The sequence below is a fragment of the Bacillus sp. BF2-3 genome (assembly GCF_008368795.1).
GTDB lineage: Bacteria > Bacillota > Bacilli > Bacillales > Bacillaceae_G > Bacillus_A > Bacillus_A cereus.
Genome location: NZ_QOSA01000046.1, coordinates 25,702 through 45,321 on the forward strand (window position 1 = coordinate 25,702; position 19,620 = coordinate 45,321).

Genomic DNA, 19,620 nt, shown 5'->3' on the forward strand with positions numbered 1-19,620 from the left:
AGTGATTAGATGGCTATTCCATCTATTTCAGTATATAAAATGCCAATTGAATCAGAACTACCGAAAAATAAAGTGAATTGGACACCAGATCCGAAACGTGCAGTACTTTTAATTCATGACATGCAAGAATATTTTCTTGATGCATATAGCGATAAAGAATCACCAAAAGTAGAACTTGTTTCAAATATTAAAATGATAAGAGAAAAATGTAAGGAACTTGGTATACCAGTTGTTTATACAGCACAACCTGGTGGGCAAACGTTAGAACAACGAGGTTTATTACAAGACTTTTGGGGTGACGGTATACCTGCTGGACCAGATAAAAAGAAAATTGTTGATGAACTTACTCCTGATGAAAATGATATATTCCTAACAAAATGGAGATATAGTGCATTTAAAAAGACAAATCTATTAGAAATTTTAAATGAACAAGGAAGAGATCAACTCATTATTTGCGGTATTTATGCGCATATTGGCTGTCTTTTAACAGCTTGTGAAGCATTTATGGATGGTATAGAGCCGTTCTTTGTAGCAGATGCAGTTGCTGATTTTTCACTAGAGCATCATAAACAAGCATTGGAGTATGCATCTAATAGATGTGCAGTAACGACATCAACAAACCTACTGTTAAAAGATTTACAAAGTGTAAAAGGTGATGAGGGTGAAGGAATCACTATACAGGAAGTGCATGAACTAGTTGCACAACTACTTCGTGAGCCAGTAGAGAGTATTGATATTGATGAGGACTTATTAAATAGAGGGCTTGATTCGGTCAGAATTATGAGTTTAGTAGAGAAGTGGCGTCGTGAAGGGAAAGAAATCACTTTTGCAGATTTAGCAGAACGTCCAACTGTTACAGGTTGGTACAGTTTACTATCTTCACAAACAGCACAGGTGCTGTAACAAATAGACTACATAATAAAGGGGTAGTAAAGAATGCCTAACAGTCAAAAGATTCGTCATTCGTTATCATCTGCGCAGTCTGGTATGTGGTTTGCGCAACAATTAGATCCGCTTAATCCAATTTATAATACTGGGGAATATGTAGAAATAAACGGAAATATTCATCAAGACATTTTTGAATTAGCTGTACGTAAAGTTGTAATGGAAACAGAAGCACTTCATGTTCGCTTCGAAGAGGATGAAATTGGCCTATGGCAAGTTATTGAAGAATCACAGTTTCATATGCATTTTATTGACGTTCGTAAAGAAGAAAATCCTGAAGAAGCTGCTAAAGTATGGATGAAAAATGATTTATCTATGCCAGTCGATTTGAAAAAAGATACTTTATTTACTGAAGCACTTATTCAAGTTGAAAATAATCGTTTCTTTTGGTATCAGCGCATCCATCACATTGTGATGGATGGCTATGGATTTTCACTTCTTAGCCAAAAAGTAGCGAATGAGTATACATCACTTATAGAAGAAACAAACAAGAATGAAAAACCATTTGGTTCTCTTGCAAAAGTCGTGCAAGAAGATATTGAGTATCGTGAGTCTAAACAATTTCAGGAAGATCGTACTTTTTGGTTAGAAAAGTTTGCAGATGCCCCAGAAGTTGTAAGTTTGGCAGAACGAGCACCGAGAACATCAAATGGATTTTCACGAGAAACAGCTTATTTATCTAGTTCTAGCACGAAAACTTTACTAGAAGATATCAATATTTCGTTAACAAGTTGGCCGGAATTCATTGTGGCTGTAACAAGTATTTATATGCATAAATTAACAGGTGAAAATGATATTGTTTTAGGTTTACCGATGATGGGACGCCTAGGTTCTGTATCTATTCATACACCAAGTATGGTAATGAATTTAGTTCCACTTCGTATTACAGTAACTCCAAATATAACTCTTGCGGAATTATTGCAGCAAGTTTCTAAAGAAATCCGAGATGTACGTCGCCATTATAAATACCGTCATGAGGAATTAAGAAGAGATTTAAAGTTACTAGGTGAAAATCAAAGGTTGTTTGGACCGTTAGTGAATGTTATGCCTTTTGATTACGGGCTTAATTTTGCTGGAAATCGTGGTATTACGCATAACTTATCAGCAGGACCTGTCGATGATTTATCGATAAATGTATATAAACGTTTTGATCAAAATGAGATAATGATTCATTTTGATGCAAATCCTGAAGTATATAATAACGCGGAGCTAGCATTGCATAAAGAAAGATTTATGAATCTATTTGAATTAGTAATAAATAATTATGAGAAAAACGAGTCGATTGGAAAAATAAACATTACTCTGCCTGAAGAAAATCATAAAGTTTTATTGGAATGGAATGAAACGAAGGAAGACGATGAATTAATCAGTCTGCCTATATCATTTGAAAAACAAGTGAAAAAAAATCCCAATAAACTAGCGATTACTTGTGACGGTGTAATCCTTACGTATAAAGAGCTAAATGAACGAGCGAATGAACTAGCACATTATTTAGTAGAAGAAGGAATACGACCAAATCAGTTTGTAGCTTTAGTATTCCCTAGATCAATAGAAATGGTAGTTAGTATGCTAGCAGTCTTAAAGGCTGGTGCAGCGTATTTACCAATAGATCCAGAATACCCAGCAGATAGAGTTACTTATATAGTAAATGATGCAAAACCAGTTTGTATCATAACACATTCATCTGTTTCATCTAAGTTAGTTATAGAAAAGGATATGAAAAAAATTGTATTAGATGACGAAGAAACGAAACTAGCGTTACATACATATTCTCGTATGAATATAGCATGTAAGAATGATGTATCACTGTTAAACCCAGCCTATACAATATATACTTCAGGCTCAACAGGAAACCCAAAAGGTGTAATTGTTCCTATGAGAGGTTTAAGTAACTTTTTAATGGCTATGCAACAAAAGTTTTCATTAAATGAAAATGATCATTTATTAGCAGTTACAACGTTTGCATTTGATATTTCTGCACTAGAAATTTATTTACCTCTTATTAGTGGTGCAAGTTTAACAATTGCGCAAAAAGCAGACATACAAGAGCCTTCTGCATTAACGACACTTTTACATGAAGAAAGAGTGACCATTATGCAGGCTACACCGACGCTTTGGCAGGCGTTAGTAACTGATTATCCAGAGAAGCTACAAGGGCTAAGCATACTTGTTGGTGGTGAAGCTCTTCCAGCGCATTTAGCAAATAAATTACGAGAATTAGGTTGCTCAATAACTAATTTATATGGACCAACTGAAACGACGATTTGGTCTACTTTCATGAACATTGATGAAGGTGAAAAGGGCATACCTCCTATTGGAAAACCAATTTGCAATACAGAAGTGTATGTATTGGATGCAGGGTTACAACCAGTGCCACCTGGAGTTATTGGGGAATTATATATTGCAGGGGAAGGACTTGCAAGCGGATATTTAGGAAAACCTGAGTTAACAGCTGAACGGTTTGTTGCAAATCCTTATGGAGAATCAGGGAAGCGCATGTACCGTACAGGAGATCTTGTGAAATGGCGTAGTGATGGTGCGTTAGAGTACATTAGTCGCGCAGATCATCAAATTAAAATTCGTGGATTCCGAATTGAATTAGCTGAAATTGAAACGGTATTACAACGACATGAAAATATTCAACAAGCGGTAGTAATGGTACGAGAAGATCGTGCAAATGATAAACGCATCATTGCGTATATCGTTGCAGAAGAAAAGGAACCGATTAATCTTTCAGAAATTCGTTCTTATGTTTCAGAAAGTTTAGCGAATTATATGATACCATCGACATTTGTTGTGCTAGAAGTATTACCATTAACGCCAAATGGTAAGGTTGACAGAAAGAAATTACCTGCTCCTGATTTTAATGGAATGAACAATGAGAGAGTTGCTAGAAATCCGAAAGAAGAAATATTATGTGATTTATTTGCAGAAGTACTTGGTGTTTCTCGAATTAGCATTGATGATAATTTCTTTGAAATGGGTGGACATTCACTTCTCGCATCTCGTTTAATGGCAAGAATTCGTGAAACGTTAAGTGTGGAATTAGGAATTGGGAAACTATTTGAATCACCAACTGTTGCCGAACTGGCGAAACAATTAAACCATGCAAAAAGCGCAAGACCAGCTATTCAGAAAGCAAGTAGGCCAAATGAAGTTCCACTTTCATTTGCACAGCGCAGGTTATGGTTCTTAAATTGTTTAGAAGGTCCAAGTCCTACTTATAATATTCCGCTAGTCATTCGTATGAATGGAATATTGAATCGGGAAGCATTACAAGGTGCTTTTTATGATGTAGTTGAGAAACATGAAACACTTAGAACAATTTTCCCTAACGTATTAGGTAGTTCCTATCAGAAAATTTTAGATATGGAAAACTTAAATTTAGAAATGGTTATAACTAATACATGTAAAGATGAATTAGAAAGTGTACTTTCAGAGGCGGTAAGATATAGCTTTAACCTCGATTTTGAGCCGGCAGTTCGTTTGCAACTTTTTACAATGAGTGAAAACGAACATGTATTATTAATTCTATTACATCATATTGTAGGTGATGGCTGGTCATTACAGCCGTTAACGAGAGATTTTACAGCGGCGTATAAAGCGCGATGTCAAGGTGACAGAGTTCAGCTGGAGACACTACCAGTTCAATACGCAGATTATGCACTTTGGCAACAGCAATTGCTAGGTGATGAAACGACACAAGAGAGTCTTATTTCAACACAATTAGATTTTTGGAAAGAAGAACTTAAAGGTTTACCAGACCAAATGGAGTTACCTACAGATTTCCAGCGTCCAATTGAGACGAGTTACCGCGGGGAAACAATTCATTTTCATATAGATGAAGGTATGCATAGTAGGTTAGTAGAGCTTGCACGTAAAAATGGAGTTAGTTTGTTTATGGTATTGCAAGCAGGGCTTAGTGCACTATTTACAAGATTAGGTGCAGGCACTGATATACCAATTGGAAGTCCGATTGCTGGAAGAAATGATGATGTACTTTCAGATATTGTTGGTTTATTTGTAAATACATTAGTGTTACGTACAAATACTTCAGGAGATCCAAGTTTTAAAGAATTATTAAATAGAGTGAAGCAGGTAAATCTTGCAGCTTATGAAAATCAAGATGTTCCATTTGAAAGGCTTGTTGAAGTATTAAATCCAGTACGTACTCGAAACAGCCATCCGTTGTTTCAAGTTATGTTAGCTTTTCAAAATACACCAGAAGCAACGTTTCATGTACCAGATTTAGAAGCGAGCCTTGAAATTCAAAGCGTTGGTTCTGCAAAATTTGATTTAACATTTGAAATTAGTGAGAGTAACGGGGTTGATGGTACTCCGAACGGTTTACATGGATTACTAGAGTTTAGTACCGATTTATATAAACGTGAAACGGTTCAAAAACTAATAGAACGATTCATTTTGTTATTAGATGATGCAACTACAAATCCAGATCAATCCATTGGCAGATTAGAAATATTAACTTTAGCAGAGAAAAATACAGTGTTAGAAAAGTGGAATGGTGGTTTTCAAATTGCACCAGAAATGACATTGCCACAATTGTTTGAAAAGCAGGCTCATATAAATCCAAATTCTATTGCTGTTGTCTTTGAAGATAAGAAATTAACTTATGAAGAGTTAAATAGAAAAGCAAATAAAATAGCTCGATTCCTAATAGCAAAAGGGATTGGTCCTGATCAACTCGTTGCTTTAGCGATGCCAAGATCATTAAACATGGTTGTAAGCTTATTAGCTGTTCTTAAAGCTGGTGCTGGATACCTTCCGTTAGATCCAGATTACCCAGCAGACCGTATTTCATTTATGCTACACGATGCGAAACCATCATGTGTTTTAACGAATTCAGAAGTGGAAATTGAATGTAATGAGGCACTAAAAGTTTTAGTTGATGATGTGAAAGTAATAGCAGAGGTTGAGAAATATAGTGAAGACAATATTGATGAAGTGGAACGAATTAAGCCATTATCTCCATCACATATTGCTTACGTTATTTATACGTCAGGGTCAACAGGCAGACCGAAAGGCGTTATGATACCTCATCAAAATGTAGTGAGACTTTTAGGAGCAACTGATCATTGGTTCCAGTTTGACGGAAACGATGTTTGGACGATGTTCCATTCATATGCTTTTGATTTCTCGGTTTGGGAAATTTGGGGACCTTTATTATACGGAGGGCGTTTAGTTGTAGTCCCACATACTGTAAGTCGCTCGCCGAAAGAATTTTTACAGCTTCTTGTTAAAGAAAAGGTTACGGTTTTAAACCAAACTCCATCAGCGTTCTACCAATTGATGCAAGCAGATCGTGAAAATGAAGAGATTGGCCAAAAATTATCTTTACGATATGTTGTTTTTGGAGGAGAAGCACTTGAGCTAAGTCGCTTAGAAGATTGGTATAGTCGACATCCTCATAACGCACCAAAGCTTATTAATATGTATGGTATTACAGAGACGACAGTACATGTTAGTTATATTGAATTAGATGAAACTATCGTCTCTTTACGGGCAAATAGTTTAATTGGGTGCAGTATACCTGACCTTAAAGTGTATGTGTTAGACAACTATTTACAACCAGTCCCACCTGGAGTAGTTGGAGAAATGTATGTTGCAGGTGCAGGACTTGCGCGTGGATATTTAGGAAGAGCAGGATTAACGGCTGAACGCTTTATCGCAGATCCATTTGGCAAGCCAGGTACAAGAATGTATCGTACAGGAGACTTAGCTCGCTGGCGTAATGATGGGACGCTAGATTATATAGGACGTGCAGATCATCAAATCAAAATTCGTGGATTCCGAATTGAATTAGGAGAAATAGAAGCAGTCATAATGAAGCACCCTAAAGCTGAGCAAGTAGCCGTTATTGTACGTGAAGATCAACCAGGGGATAAACGGTTAGTTTCTTATATCGTTGCATCAAATAATGAAGCAATTGATACGAATGAAATGCGTCAGTTTGCTAGTGGTAGTTTACCAGATTATATGGTTCCATACGCTTTTGTAGTAGTAAATGAGTTACCTTTAACTCCAAACGGTAAATTAGATAGAAAGGCATTGCCAGCTCCAGCATTTATCGCATCATCTTCTAGTCGTGGTCCAAGAACACCGCAAGAAGAAATGTTATGTGACTTGTTTACAGAAGTGCTAAGTGTACCTCAAATTGGAATTGATGACGGATTCTTTGATCTTGGTGGTCATTCACTCCTTGCAGTGCAGCTTATGAGCCGCATGAAAGAGGCGCTTGGAGTGGAACTAAACATTGGTACTTTATTTGCAGCACCGACTGTTGCAGGGTTAGCTGAAAGACTTGAGATGGGGAATGGTCAAAGTGCACTTGATGTGTTGCTTCCATTACGAGCAAGCGGGGATCAATTACCACTATTTTGTGTACATCCAGCAGGTGGATTAAGTTGGTGCTATGCAGGACTTATGAAATCTTTAGGAACAGATTATCCAATTTATGGTGTGCAAGCACGTGGTATTGCTAAAAATGAAGAACTTCCAAAAAGTTTAGAGGAGATGGCGGCGGATTACTTGAAACACGTTCGTGAAGTACAGCCTCATGGACCATATCGTTTATTAGGTTGGTCGCTTGGAGGAAATGTTGTGCATGCAATGGCGGCGCAATTACAAAATGAAGGGGAAGAAGTAGAATTACTCGTTATGCTTGACTCTTATCCTGGACACTTCTTACCGAATACGGAAGCGCCTACTGAAGAGGAAGCGTTAATCGCATTACTTGCTTTAGGCGGATATGACCCAGATAACATGGATGGTAAACCACTTACAATGGAAAGTGCAGTTGAAATCCTTCGTAAAGATGGAAGTGCATTAGCAAGTCTTGAAGAAGAGACTATATTGAACTTGAAAGAAACATATGTAAATTCAGTAGGGTTGTTAGGGAAATATGTACCGAAAGTTTATAACGGAGATATCCTGTTCTTTAGATCTACTGTTATACCAGACTGGTTTGATCCTATTTCTCCAAATACGTGGCTAAATTATTTAGACGGGCAAATTGTGCAGCACGATATTGATTGTAGACATAAAGATCTATGTCAGCCAGGTCCGCTTACGGAAATTGGACAAGTATTAGCGAAATATTTGCAGAATAAGAAAGGGGTAAGTAGAGTATGACGAATCCATTTGAAAATGATAATTACACATATAAAGTATTAATAAATGAGGAGGGCCAGTATTCTCTCTGGCCTGCTTTTCTCGATGTACCTATTGGCTGGAATGTCGTATATGAAGAAGCTAGTAGGCAGAGCTGCTTAGAATATGTTGAATATAACTGGAAAGATTTGAATCCAAAAAGTAATCAAGTTCGCGAAAAAACATTAGCAGGAAAACGATAATGAAAGAAAAACTAAATCCAAAAGTAGTTGTAAGTATCGTTTATATAACTGCGATGTTTATGGCTGCGATGGACGCAACGATTGTAAATGTAGCACTGCAAACGATAAGTAGAGAACTACAAGTACCTGCATCTGCAATGGGGACGGTTAATGTTGGGTATTTAGTTAGTTTAGCTGTTTTCCTTCCGATTTCTGGTTGGTTAGGAGATCGATTTGGTACGAAAAGAGTGTTTTTAATTGCTCTTTTCGTATTTACAATTGCCTCTACTTTATGCGGAATGGCTAACGATATTACTTCATTGAATATTTTCCGTATTATTCAAGGTGCTGGTGGAGGGCTTTTAACACCAGTTGGAATGGCAATGTTATTTCGAACATTTTCACCAGAGGAAAGACCGAAGATTTCTCGGTTCATTATACTTCCAATTGCTGTAGCACCAGCAATTGGTCCTATCATCGGTGGTTTCTTTGTAGATCAAATGTCTTGGCGTTGGGCATTTTATATTAATCTACCGTTTGGAATCGTTGCATTGCTATTTGGACTTCTATTTTTAGCAGAGCATGTTGAAAAATCAGCTGGTCGCTTTGATTCGCTCGGCTTTATTTTATCAGCACCAGGATTTGCGATGCTCATATATGCGCTCAGCCAGGGACCATCAAAAGGGTGGATTTCTCCAGAAATTATGAGTACTGGGATAGCTGGGGGTGTATTCATTACATTGTTTATAATCGTAGAACTGAAAGTAAAGCAACCGATGTTAGATTTACGTTTATTAAAAGAACCAGTGTTTAGAAAGATGAGTCTTATATCATTATTTTCATCAGCTGGTTTACTAGGAATGTTATTTGTTTTTCCACTTATGTATCAAAATGTGATAGGAGTTTCCGCGCTGGAATCAGGACTTACGACATTTCCAGAGGCGATTGGATTAATGGTTTCTTCACAAATTGTGCCATGGTCATATAAAAAATTAGGAGCGCGAAAGGTAATTTCTATTGGATTAATTTGTACCGTGGTTATCTTTGTTTTATTAAGTTTTGTAAATCACGATACGAATCCGTGGCAAATCCGCGCATTATTGTTTGGTATCGGTATTTTCTTAGGTCAATCTGTCGGTGCGGTTCAATTTTCTGCCTTTAACAATATCACGCCGCCTTCTATGGGGAGAGCTACTACTATATTCAATGTGCAAAATCGATTAGGTTCAGCAATAGGAGTAGCTGTTTTAGCTAGTATACTAGCTGGTTTTGGAAGTAATAACGCTCAATCCGATTTTTTACCATATCAAGCAGCATTAATTGGATCAGCAATATTTTTGCTCATAGCACTACTATTTTCTTTACGTATTTCCGATAAAGAGGTAATGTCAAAGAAGAAAGAAAAAACATTATCTGTATCAGAAAAAGAGAAAGTACTTGTCAATGAATAACAATATACGCATGCTTTCTTATGAAAATTGATATTCGTTGAATAAAGGAGAGTTTACATGATAGAAAGTAAAGTTGTAGATTCTATTCCAACTTTGAATGAGAATGATTGTCAAATATGGTGGGCAAGAATTTCGGATTTACAGTCATGGCATTACAATTTACTAAATGATATAGAGCGAGAGAAAGCAAATTCGTATCATCATTCGGCAGATCGCGCTCGTTTTATAATAGGTTGCGTAATAAGTAGATTAGTTCTCGGTAAGATACTTTCTATGTCACCAGTCCAAGTACCAATTGATCGAATGTGCTCAGTATGTAAAGTGCAGCATGGAAGACCACAATTACCAGAAGGTATGCCGCAATTATCCGTTTCGCATTCAGGTGAGTGGGTTGTCGTTGCTTTTACAAAATCTGCACCTGTTGGCATAGATGTAGAACAAATGAATCCAAATGTAGATGTTATGAAAATGGCAGAAGGTGTATTAACAGACATTGAAATAGCGCAAGTTATGAAACTGCCAAATGAACAGAAAATAGAAGGATTTTTAACATATTGGACTCGAAAAGAAGCGGTGCTGAAAGCGACAGGTGAAGGACTAATGATTCCGCCAGTACATATTACAGTATCAGCTCCAAATGATCCTCCAAACTTGTTGGTTTTTAAGGATAGACAAGAGTTATTAAATAATACAATGATGGAAGATGTAAAGCCTAGTTTAGATTATAGGGCCTCTGTTGCAATATTCAGTAAGGAAGTAACTGAAATTACGCAATTAGATGCGGCAGCACTTTTAAATCTTAAATAAAAAAATTATAGAAGAGGTGTTCCTCATGTTAGTAGCGGAAAATAGAAAGAATGAATTCACTTATAACGTACAAGCAATTAAAAATATTTTATTTTCTGGAGATACATCATCCATTCATGCTTTAGAAAAGCTTTTAAATGATACAGTTCAGTTTGATGTTCTTGAACAAGAGGCACTTGGTAGACAGTACATTCCGAAAGAAGCAAAGAATTTCTTTGATAAAGATGGAACATTTCTTTACCGTGTATCTAATGTTAGTTATAAAGGCAAGGTGTTATCTGAAAATCTAATTTTTGCAGACACTTCGTTTTTACCGGACGCAATAAAGAGTGAATTAGAGAGTGGAAATATTCCTGTTGAAAAGCTTATAGAAAAGATGGAAGTAAGAAGAAATGTATTATATGAAGGATATCAGCCATCTGGAAATATTATTGAATTGTTTGATGGATGTTCTGTTACAGCGAATGTGTATCCAACTAGAAAGTATCAAATTGTAAGTAAATGCAAATGTGTATTTTATATTTGTGAAGTGTATCATGCAGAGAATATAAAGCAATTGCTTAAATAAAAACAAGAAACCAGCCTATAAAATGGCTGGTTTCTTGTTTATTTAACAGCTTCTTTTAATTCTTTACCTGCTTTAAATGCAGGAACTTTACCAGCGGCGATTTGAATTTCTTCGCCAGTTTGCGGATTACGTCCTGTACGAGCAGATCTTTCGCGCACTTCAAAAGTTCCAAAACCGATTAGTTGAACTTTATCTCCAGATTGTAATGCATTAGCAATTGTGTCAAATACGGATTGTACAGCTGCAGAAGCGTCCTTTTGAGAAATATCAGCTGATTGAGCTACGTTTTTAATTAATTCTGTTTTGTTCATGTTTTCACCTCATAAAAAAATTTTTGGAATGAATGTTTTAGTATAATAGATAGTAAAGATAAAGCTATCACTATGATTAGATAGAATACTATATAATTATGTTAATTTCGTTGCAAGAGACTGAATCCCTTCTATTATTTAGGGATTAATTAAGAATCGATGCATATAAAAAGCTTTAATATGAGGATGAGGGGGAGTATATGAATGATTTTTCGTGAAAAAAATGAGAAGGAAAGTATATTAATTCGTCAACATGATCATGGTTTTTTAGCTGGAGAGATTGCAAAACATATAAAAGAAGACTTTTTTGAAAGTAAAACATATTTAAAAGAAACAGTTGATGCAATATATGAGCATGACAGAGGATGGATAGAGCTTGATAAAGTACCAATTTTGAATGATGCTAAAAATATTCCATATACATTTATGGATTGTCCAAGCCCATTACGTTTTGTTTTTTATACGATTGGTTTGAATGAAATTGAAAATTCTAATCCATACGGGGCATTGCTTTGTAGTAAACATTTTTTATCATTTCCACTAAACGAGGAAGATGAAGAGATGATGTCATTTTATAAACATGAATTAGAACGACAAAAAAGAATCTTGAAAACGTTAACAAAAGAACAGTTTGCGATGTTCGATAAACATTATAGATTATTAAAGTTTTGTGATGAACTTTCTTTATACGTATGTATGAATAAGCCTGGTGTCAAAAAGAAAGATGAAATTGATTTATTTAAAGATGGTTTTGAAGGAACAGAAATGTTTAATAGTGAAGAGGAGAAACTTATTCAAGCTGAATGGGTGGACGAGGAAACAATTCGGATTACACCATTTCCATTTCAAACGGAATTTTATACGTATGTAAAATATAAAACGATAAATAAGCATGAAATGAAAGAAAAAGGGATTGCAAAGGCTGATAGAGAATCAGAAATGAAGAAACAAACCATTCGTTTCATACAATAAGGAGGTAATATAAATTGAAAGATTATATATTAAAACAGTGTGATTATCATGCTTGGGCCAATACAAGATTATTCAATCGATTAAAAGAGTTACCAAACTATGAGACGATTTTTAATGAGCAGATACAGAGTGTATTCCCATCCATTAAGGATACTTTTGTGCATATTTATATTACAGATCAAGTGTGGTTACATATATTGCATGGTAAAAGTATGAATGAAGCAATACAAGACCGAGAAGATTTACGAAAACAAATTGAAACTAAATCGTTACATGAATTAGAAAAAATGTTTGAAAACATGGCAAATCAATATAAAGATTTTTTAATTACAATACAAGATGTGAATGCTGTATTTGTTATTGAGAATCCATATGTAGGGAAATTAGAAACTTCGATTTTAGAATTAGTGCAACATGTCGTAAATCATGGTACATATCATAGAGGAAATATAACAGCGATGATCCGTCAACTTGGTCATTCGTCGACAATGATGGATTTTGTACTGTATTTACATATGGTTAAAAAGCAGGGAGAGTAATATAGTTTGTAAGAAGGAGAGGCTTTAATTATAGAAGTCTCTCCTTCTATTTTATTCCGCATTCATGGTAGATCGATTGATTAAAGTTTTCTTAAGAAGCTTTATTTTCTTGTAATTGCTTAGCGTATTGTACAGCCTTATATGCATTGACTCTACCGTTTTTCCAGTACGTACCTGTACCACTAATTTTATCAGAAGTTGACTCAATAATTTGGCGAATTTGTGTATTACTATATCCTTGATTTGCTAAAAGAGCAGCGACTCCTGCAACATGAGGTGTTGCCATAGATGTACCACTTAATGATTGATACGTGCTTCCTTTATATGTTGAATATATATTTGAACCTGGTGCTGCAACATCTACCCAGCTACCATAAGTAGAGAATGAAGATTTTCTATCTGATTGATCTGTAGAACCAACTGCAATTACTTCGCTGTAATAAGCAGGGTAATTAGCTTTTGTATTTCCAGCATTTCCAGCAGCTGCAACTATAACAGAGCCTTTATTCCATGCATATTGAACGGCTTGTTGTAATGCAGTACCACCATTTGGAGCTCCTAAACTTAAACTAATTACTTTTGCACCCGAATCAGCAGCTTCTCGAATACCTTGCGCTACAGCATCAAGAGTACCACTTCCTTGATTATCTAATACGCGGACAGCATAAATTGAAGTTTGTGGGGCAACACCAGCAATTCCGACGCTGTTATTCGTGAGTGCTCCAGTAATTCCAGCGCAATGTGTACCATGACCATTACCATCATCAGATGTATTGTCGTTATCAACATAATCATGCCCGTAAATTACTTTCGAAGCCAGATCAGGGTGTGAGCCTTGAACTCCTGTATCAATAATAGCTACTTTTACACCCGGATCACTTCGTTGGCTATCCCAAGCTTGTGGAGCTTGAATCTTTTGTAATCCATATTGATTATTAAAATATGGGTCGTTTGGAGTCCAAAAGGCGTGAACGTAATAATTTGGTTCTGCATATTCCACATCTGGATTATTTTTATAACTCTTTATTTTTTCTTTTACAGTACCTTTTGAAAATTGTACGACTTCAAAACCTAACTTATCATCTTTAGATAAGACATTAGCTCCGACAGATTTATGAAAAGATTGCACATTACTTAAAGATGCATTTTGTTTGAACTTAACGATTAATTGGTTAGGAACGTAATCAGTAGATGATGTTTCAGCACTTGAAGTATTCGTGTTAAAGAAGAAACCACCAATAATAAATGATAAAACAGATAGGAAAACAATGATTTTGTTTTTCAAAAGATTTTTCCTCCCTTTTCTTGGATGAGTTTTTCAGCGACACTTTAATGTCGCATTCCTTTTCAACTATATAGTTAGACCATACGATTTATGACATTTATGTGAAAAACTTTTGGAGGAATAAAAAGGAGTAAATATTGATATAAATATATTTTTAATGATAGTAATTAAGTAAAAGAGGGGATGAAAAAAGGAATGCTCATCATGTATGAGTCATTCCTTTTTTCATAGATTAACTTGCCTGTTTTTTATTATTTTCTTTCAATTTCTCTGCTTGTAAAAAGCGATTCGTTTCAGCAACAACAATACTACTTAATCCAATCAGACCAATCAAGTTTGGAATTGCCATAAGTCCATTTGCAATATCAGCAAATGTCCATACGATTCCTAGCTTTAAATTAGCACCAATTGCAATCATGAAAATAAAGATTGCTTTATAATATTTAACTGCACTTTCTCCGAATAAATAAGCTACACATTTTTCTCCATAATACGACCAGCCTAAAATAGTAGAGTAGGCAAATAAAATAATTGCGATACCGAGAATCATACTACCAGCAGTACCGAATACAGATTGGAATGCAAGTGTTGTAGCTTCAACACCAGTTTTACCTGATTTCCAAGCGCCTGTAGTAATTAATACTAGTCCTGTAATTGTACATACAATAAACGTATCTAGAAAAGTACCAGTCATTGAAACTAAAGCTTGCTTTGCAGGCGAATCGGTTTTTGCCGCCGCCGCCGCAATTGGTGCACTCCCTAAACCAGCTTCGTTCGCAAATACACCACGCGCCATTCCGATTTGGATAGCTGATGCAACTGTTGCCCCAATAAAACCACCAGCAGCTGCTGTACCATTAAATGCACCAGAAAAAATAAGTGAAAATGCTTCTGGAATTTGGTCGTAGTGATAGAAAATAATTATAAGACCAGCAATTATATAAAAGAAAGCTTTAATAGGAACGACATATCCCGTCACTTTTCCGATTTTTTTTACACCGCCTAAAATAACAATTGCGATTAAAAATGACATTACTATACCAGTTAAAGCAGGAGGGAAAGAGAAATTAATTCGCATTGCCTCTGCAACTGAGTTAGATTGCACCATATTACCAATACCGAAAGAAGCAGTTGTACCAAATATAGCGAATAATATAGCAAGCCATTTCTTACCTAAACCACGCTCTAAATAATACATTGGTCCACCTGAATATTCACCATTTTCATTACTAACACGATATTTCACTGCAAGTATTGCCTCTGCATATTTTGTTGCCATACCGAATAAAGCGGTAATCCACATCCAAAATATTGCACCAGGACCACCAATTGTAACCGCTGTTGCAACACCGGCTATATTACCCATACCAATCGTTGCGGCCATAGCTGTCATGAGTGCTTGGAAGTGACTAATATCTCCAGAAGAAGAAGTATCTTCTGATTTTTTAAACGCTAGTTTGTGAGCGTATAATAGTTTACTAAACTGTAAACCTTTCAAACGCACTGTGAGAATGATACCTGTTCCAACGAGTAGCAACAAAGTTGGTAATCCCCACACGTATTGATTTAGTTGTTCTAATACTTTACTTACTGTCTCCATCTTTATTCTCCTTTTTTAGAAAAAATAAAAACCACTTCAAGTAAATGAAATGGTCTCTGGAGAAACAAGGGATAGAAAAATAAACCGATACAATCGGCTTTTTCTTTCGCTTGTCTCTGTCCTTTTACCTGAGAGATTATCCGCTAAAGTAGCGGATTTGCTCCTTCGGTGCTCGTTTTCCTCCGCGCTCTATGAAAGCGAGAGGGAGTCTCTCCAGAGATTCGTCCCCATGCAGTTCTACTTGTAACCAAGACCTGAGAGTTTCAAAGCTGGTATAACAACTTTTTGCCCCGTCGGTAGATCAATAGACCTTCTCCTGAATGGTTCATCCGAATTATAAAATTTATAAACACATTGATTGTAAATCAATAAAAACATTATAGACATACAAATTGTGAATTGCAATCATTTTTTATTTTAAAATAGTAAATAGTTTTATTTTTTTGTAAGTCCTAATTTATCTTCAACTTCATTTAAAGTAGATAAAGCGATGACAATATGTTGATCCGCAAGTCCTAAAGCTTGTTTTGTTTTTTCAATAGTTTCATTGGTTGGAGTAGAGTTATTTGCTCCGTCTATAATCAAATTTGCTGCATTTTTCATGAAATTTGATGCGGATTTAAACTGAGTTGTGAATTGAAGTAGTTGTTTTTGTATATCTATATCTGTTATGTTTTCTTCAATTTTAAGCGTGTCTATTTCGTTCATAATTGTTTCGTACTGTTTGGAAACAGCACTCATTGTAACTAATAGTTTATTTCGATCTACTGAATCTCCATTCGTGTTAATCTCTTCCCAGGCAGGTAACCAATCTTTTTCGATGATGTCATTATAATGAGTAGTCAATTCATGAATTTTAGGTTGTAATTTCGTTTTGAAAGTTTTTGTCTCCGCTGTTTCTACAGTTGCTTTTTCGTTGTTATTTTTAACATTAGTAACATAGAAAATCGTACCGAAAATGATGAAAATAGAAATAACAACTGTCCATTTAGTAAAAAGTAATTTCTGCAATATGTAACGCCTCCAAAATTTAAAAACTTATAATTATAATATATAACAATAATGTTGTTTAAAGTAGAGAAAATAGGTTAGAAATAATTTGAATTATGTCTTTTCTATACATGAATAATTAAATTTAGTAAAATGATGAAAGTTATATGCGAGAAGAGAGGGTTTTTAGTGAAAATGAATAGAAGAAAACTGGTTTTAAGTATTTCAATGGCTATGTTATTAGTTGGTTTATTTGCACTCATATATGTAGACAAAGAATCTAAAATTAAAGATTTTCCAGTGCCAATGTCAGCAATCTATATTAACGATGATAATGAAGAGGACTATCAATATATAAGTGTAATGCCTATTACAAAAGCAAATGGATGGGAGAACTTAGGGGAAAACGGGCATACTGTTAGTTTTAAAAAAGGGGAAAGGAAGGTAGCAGTAGTACATTATCCGGGAGAAATTACGTATTATTTATTTGAGAAAAAGATGAATAAGGGAGATTAGCTAAAGATGTAATTCATTAAGAGTTACATCTTTTTTTATTCTGAATCATTTGAAATTAAATTCGATAGATGTTTTGATAGATGTAGTGATAAATATGATTAGTTCTATATGTCTATAAAGAGTATTAGGGTGATTATAAAAATATTATGTGAACTAATTATTGTGAGAAGAAGATAAATTATATGCTAAAGGGGGAATTAAAAATGTTACTAAAAACAATCTACTGTAAGGTGGAAGAAGAGAAAAAGAAATTGTTTTCAAATGCGCAAGAAAAATGGAGTGATATACGGCATCTAGATGGTTTTCATGGACAATTTGGTGGATGGTATGAAGATGAGGCATGTGTATTTACTTTATGGGAAGATAGAAGTACATATCAATCATTTATGAATGGTGCTCACGATACAATTTATTTAAATAGTAATCAAGAGGATACGTTTCTTTCGTGTGAAATTGAATTATTTCAAACGTTGTATGATATAACTGATACGCATTTGAAAGACGTTGTTACAGAAGGAGCATTCGTAAGAGTTACTATATGTGATGTAAAGGTGGAAAAGGAAAAGTATTTTTTACAGAAGCAAGAAACAATTTGGAATAAAGGAATGGAAAAAGCAAAAGGAATGTTAGGTGGAGTAGTTGGGAAGTCTTTAAAAAATGAAAATCGTTACATAGTGTTAACGTATTGGAAAGATGAACAGACGCATCAAAATTATGTGGAAGAGATTTTCCTAGATTTATATAAATTAGCTAATATTCATGAAGATATAGAAGAGATAAAAGGAAAACAAGCTGTATGTAAGGAAGAATGGCTTGTATATTAAACGCTGAAAAAGTGTATAAATGAATGTATAATAAAGATATTTTCTTATAAACAAGTAATTAATAGAAGACGTTATATACCCTTTCATGTTAATATATTTAAGTTATAATAGGAGGCTTACCCTTTTGTATTGTACGGTAGAAGCAGTGTGAGCTTGAAATTTTTTTAGAAAAGGATGTGCCTAATTTGCGTATCAATAAATTTATTAGTGAAGCTGGAAAAGCGTCTCGACGTGGAGCGGATAAACTAATTAATGAGAGAAGAGTAATTATTAACGGTAAGGTTGCAAAAATTGGTGACCAAGTGAACCCAGGTGATGATGTACGAGTAAATGGAGAGCAGCTTCGAATTGCTCGAGATCACGTATATATCGCTTTAAATAAACCAGTAGGTATTACATGTACGAGTGAAAAATCAGTAAAAGGTAATATTATCGATTTAGTGAACCATCCTTTACGAATTAGTCACATTGGACGTCTTGATAAAGACTCAGACGGTTTAATTTTGTTAACGAATGATGGTGATATTGTTAATGAAATTTTACGTGCTGAAAACAAACATGAGAAAGAATATATCGTTTCAGTAGATAAGCCAATTACACCTGATTTCTTAGAGAAAATGGCAGCGGGTGTTAAAATTTTAGGAACAAAAACGCTTCCTTGTGAGGTTACACAGTTATCAAAATATGAGTTCCAAATTATTTTAACACAAGGGCTAAATCGTCAAATTCGCCGTATGTGTGAAGCTTTAGGTTATCAAGTATACACGTTAAAACGTACGAGAATTATGAATATTGAATTGAATAATTTACCGGTTGGGCAGTGGAGAGATTTAACAAAGAAAGAGAAAAGACGTCTATTTGCAGACTTAAATTACGAACCACAAGATTGGTAAAATTGTGAAGTGAAACCAAAAAAATTTGGTTTCACTTTTTTAATTAAATAAATAATTTTTTTAAACACTTGCAAAAATAAAATGAATAAGATATATTAAATGACAATAAATGGATGTTTTACAAAAAGCAAAGAAAAGGACACGAGTTATTTTACCCGGTTATACAGAGAAGGAAGGAAAGCTGAGAACTTCCTAACGCAGAAAAATAACTTACCACCTTAGAGCTGCACTAGGGAAATTAAGTATCTAGTGCCGTGTATGCGACGTTATCGCAAAAGAAGCCATTATGTTTTTTGTGATGGGAATCTGGGTGGAACCACGGATATAAGCATATTCGTCCCTATATTTAGGGATGAATATGCTTTTTTGCATTCAATTTCATAATAAGCGAAGAAAAGGACACGAGTTATTTTACCCGGTTATACAGAGAAGGAAGGAAAGCTGAGAACTTCCTAACGCAGAAAAATAACTTACCACCTTAGAGCTGCACTGGGGAAATTAAGTATCTAGTGCCGTATAAACGACGTTACCGTAAAAGAAGCCATTGCATTTGTAAATGTCAAGATGATC

Annotated in this window: 15 protein-coding genes, 1 riboswitch and 1 other annotated feature; of the genes, 11 read left to right on the forward strand and 4 right to left on the reverse strand. The window is 35.0% G+C overall.

Going from position 1 to position 19,620, the window contains the following annotated elements:
• Positions 1-9 precede the first annotated feature (9 nt).
• The 6 genes from DN401_RS25980 to DN401_RS26005 are packed head-to-tail and all read left to right on the forward strand — an operon-like array spanning position 10 to position 11,120.
• Positions 10-903, forward strand: coding sequence for an isochorismatase family protein (locus DN401_RS25980; protein ID WP_001007285.1), 894 nt, complete (start codon positions 10-12; stop codon positions 901-903).
• A 33-nt stretch (positions 904-936) separates the two neighbouring features.
• Positions 937-8,094, forward strand: a complete 7,158-nt coding sequence (locus DN401_RS25985; protein ID WP_127063936.1) for an amino acid adenylation domain-containing protein — start codon at positions 937-939, stop codon at positions 8,092-8,094.
• Entirely contained in the window at positions 8,091-8,315 is a 225-nt protein-coding gene (locus DN401_RS25990; RefSeq protein ID WP_000184057.1) for an MbtH family protein, read from the forward strand. Before DN401_RS25985 ends, DN401_RS25990 begins: the two co-directional genes overlap by 4 nt.
• Positions 8,315-9,745: an MDR family MFS transporter gene (locus DN401_RS25995; protein ID WP_000660198.1), complete on the forward strand. Its 1,431-nt coding sequence runs from the start codon at positions 8,315-8,317 to the stop codon at positions 9,743-9,745. The genes DN401_RS25990 and DN401_RS25995 overlap by 1 nt, the downstream gene beginning before the upstream one ends.
• A gap of 57 nt (positions 9,746-9,802) precedes the next feature.
• On the forward strand, positions 9,803-10,552 hold the full coding sequence (gene sfp, locus DN401_RS26000; protein WP_000573004.1) for a 4'-phosphopantetheinyl transferase Sfp: 750 nt from the start codon (positions 9,803-9,805) through the stop codon (positions 10,550-10,552).
• A gap of 25 nt (positions 10,553-10,577) precedes the next feature.
• Positions 10,578-11,120, forward strand: a complete 543-nt coding sequence (locus DN401_RS26005; protein ID WP_000959125.1) for a hypothetical protein — start codon at positions 10,578-10,580, stop codon at positions 11,118-11,120.
• A gap of 38 nt (positions 11,121-11,158) precedes the next feature.
• Here DN401_RS26005 and DN401_RS26010 read toward each other — a convergent pair whose 3' ends face one another.
• Positions 11,159-11,431, reverse strand: a complete 273-nt coding sequence (locus tag DN401_RS26010) for an HU family DNA-binding protein (protein WP_001043905.1) — start codon at positions 11,429-11,431, stop codon at positions 11,159-11,161.
• A 204-nt stretch (positions 11,432-11,635) separates the two neighbouring features.
• On the opposite strand from DN401_RS26010, the gene DN401_RS26015 reads away from it, so the two are divergent.
• Both DN401_RS26015 and DN401_RS26020 read left to right on the forward strand, forming a co-directional pair.
• On the forward strand, positions 11,636-12,403 hold the full coding sequence (locus DN401_RS26015) for a DUF3891 family protein (protein WP_000577298.1): 768 nt from the start codon (positions 11,636-11,638) through the stop codon (positions 12,401-12,403).
• 14 nt (positions 12,404-12,417) lie between these two features.
• Positions 12,418-12,942 (forward strand): DinB family protein, encoded by a 525-nt coding sequence (locus DN401_RS26020; protein ID WP_000656267.1) that lies wholly within the window; start codon positions 12,418-12,420, stop codon positions 12,940-12,942.
• A gap of 91 nt (positions 12,943-13,033) precedes the next feature.
• On the opposite strand, the gene DN401_RS26025 is transcribed toward DN401_RS26020, so the two are convergent.
• From DN401_RS26025 to DN401_RS26035, 3 genes are all read right to left on the reverse strand, one after another.
• Positions 13,034-14,227, reverse strand: coding sequence for a S8 family peptidase (locus tag DN401_RS26025; RefSeq protein ID WP_000790938.1), 1,194 nt, complete (start codon positions 14,225-14,227; stop codon positions 13,034-13,036).
• A gap of 232 nt (positions 14,228-14,459) precedes the next feature.
• Entirely contained in the window at positions 14,460-15,827 is a 1,368-nt protein-coding gene (locus DN401_RS26030; RefSeq protein ID WP_000451037.1) for an alanine/glycine:cation symporter family protein, read from the reverse strand.
• A gap of 106 nt (positions 15,828-15,933) precedes the next feature.
• Positions 15,934-16,054: riboswitch (glycine riboswitch) on the reverse strand.
• A 208-nt stretch (positions 16,055-16,262) separates the two neighbouring features.
• Complete coding sequence (locus tag DN401_RS26035; protein WP_001170889.1) at positions 16,263-16,838, reverse strand: hypothetical protein; 576 nt, start codon at positions 16,836-16,838, stop codon at positions 16,263-16,265.
• A 132-nt stretch (positions 16,839-16,970) separates the two neighbouring features.
• Here DN401_RS26035 and DN401_RS26040 point away from each other — a divergent pair, with 132 nt between their 5' ends.
• The 3 genes from DN401_RS26040 to rluF all read left to right on the forward strand — a co-directional run bounded on the left by DN401_RS26040 (position 16,971) and on the right by rluF (position 19,050).
• Positions 16,971-17,333 carry a hypothetical protein gene (locus DN401_RS26040; RefSeq protein WP_127063937.1) on the forward strand — a complete coding sequence of 121 codons (363 nt, stop codon included), beginning with the start codon at positions 16,971-16,973 and terminating at the stop codon, positions 17,331-17,333.
• Between the two features lie 203 nt (positions 17,334-17,536).
• Entirely contained in the window at positions 17,537-18,157 is a 621-nt protein-coding gene (locus DN401_RS26045) for a YdbC family protein (protein WP_000925177.1), read from the forward strand.
• 185 nt (positions 18,158-18,342) lie between these two features.
• On the forward strand, positions 18,343-19,050 hold the full coding sequence (gene rluF, locus DN401_RS26050) for a 23S rRNA pseudouridine(2604) synthase RluF (protein WP_001222171.1): 708 nt from the start codon (positions 18,343-18,345) through the stop codon (positions 19,048-19,050).
• A gap of 121 nt (positions 19,051-19,171) precedes the next feature.
• Positions 19,172-19,395 (forward strand) — a binding site (T-box leader).
• Positions 19,396-19,620: the final 225 nt, after the last annotated feature.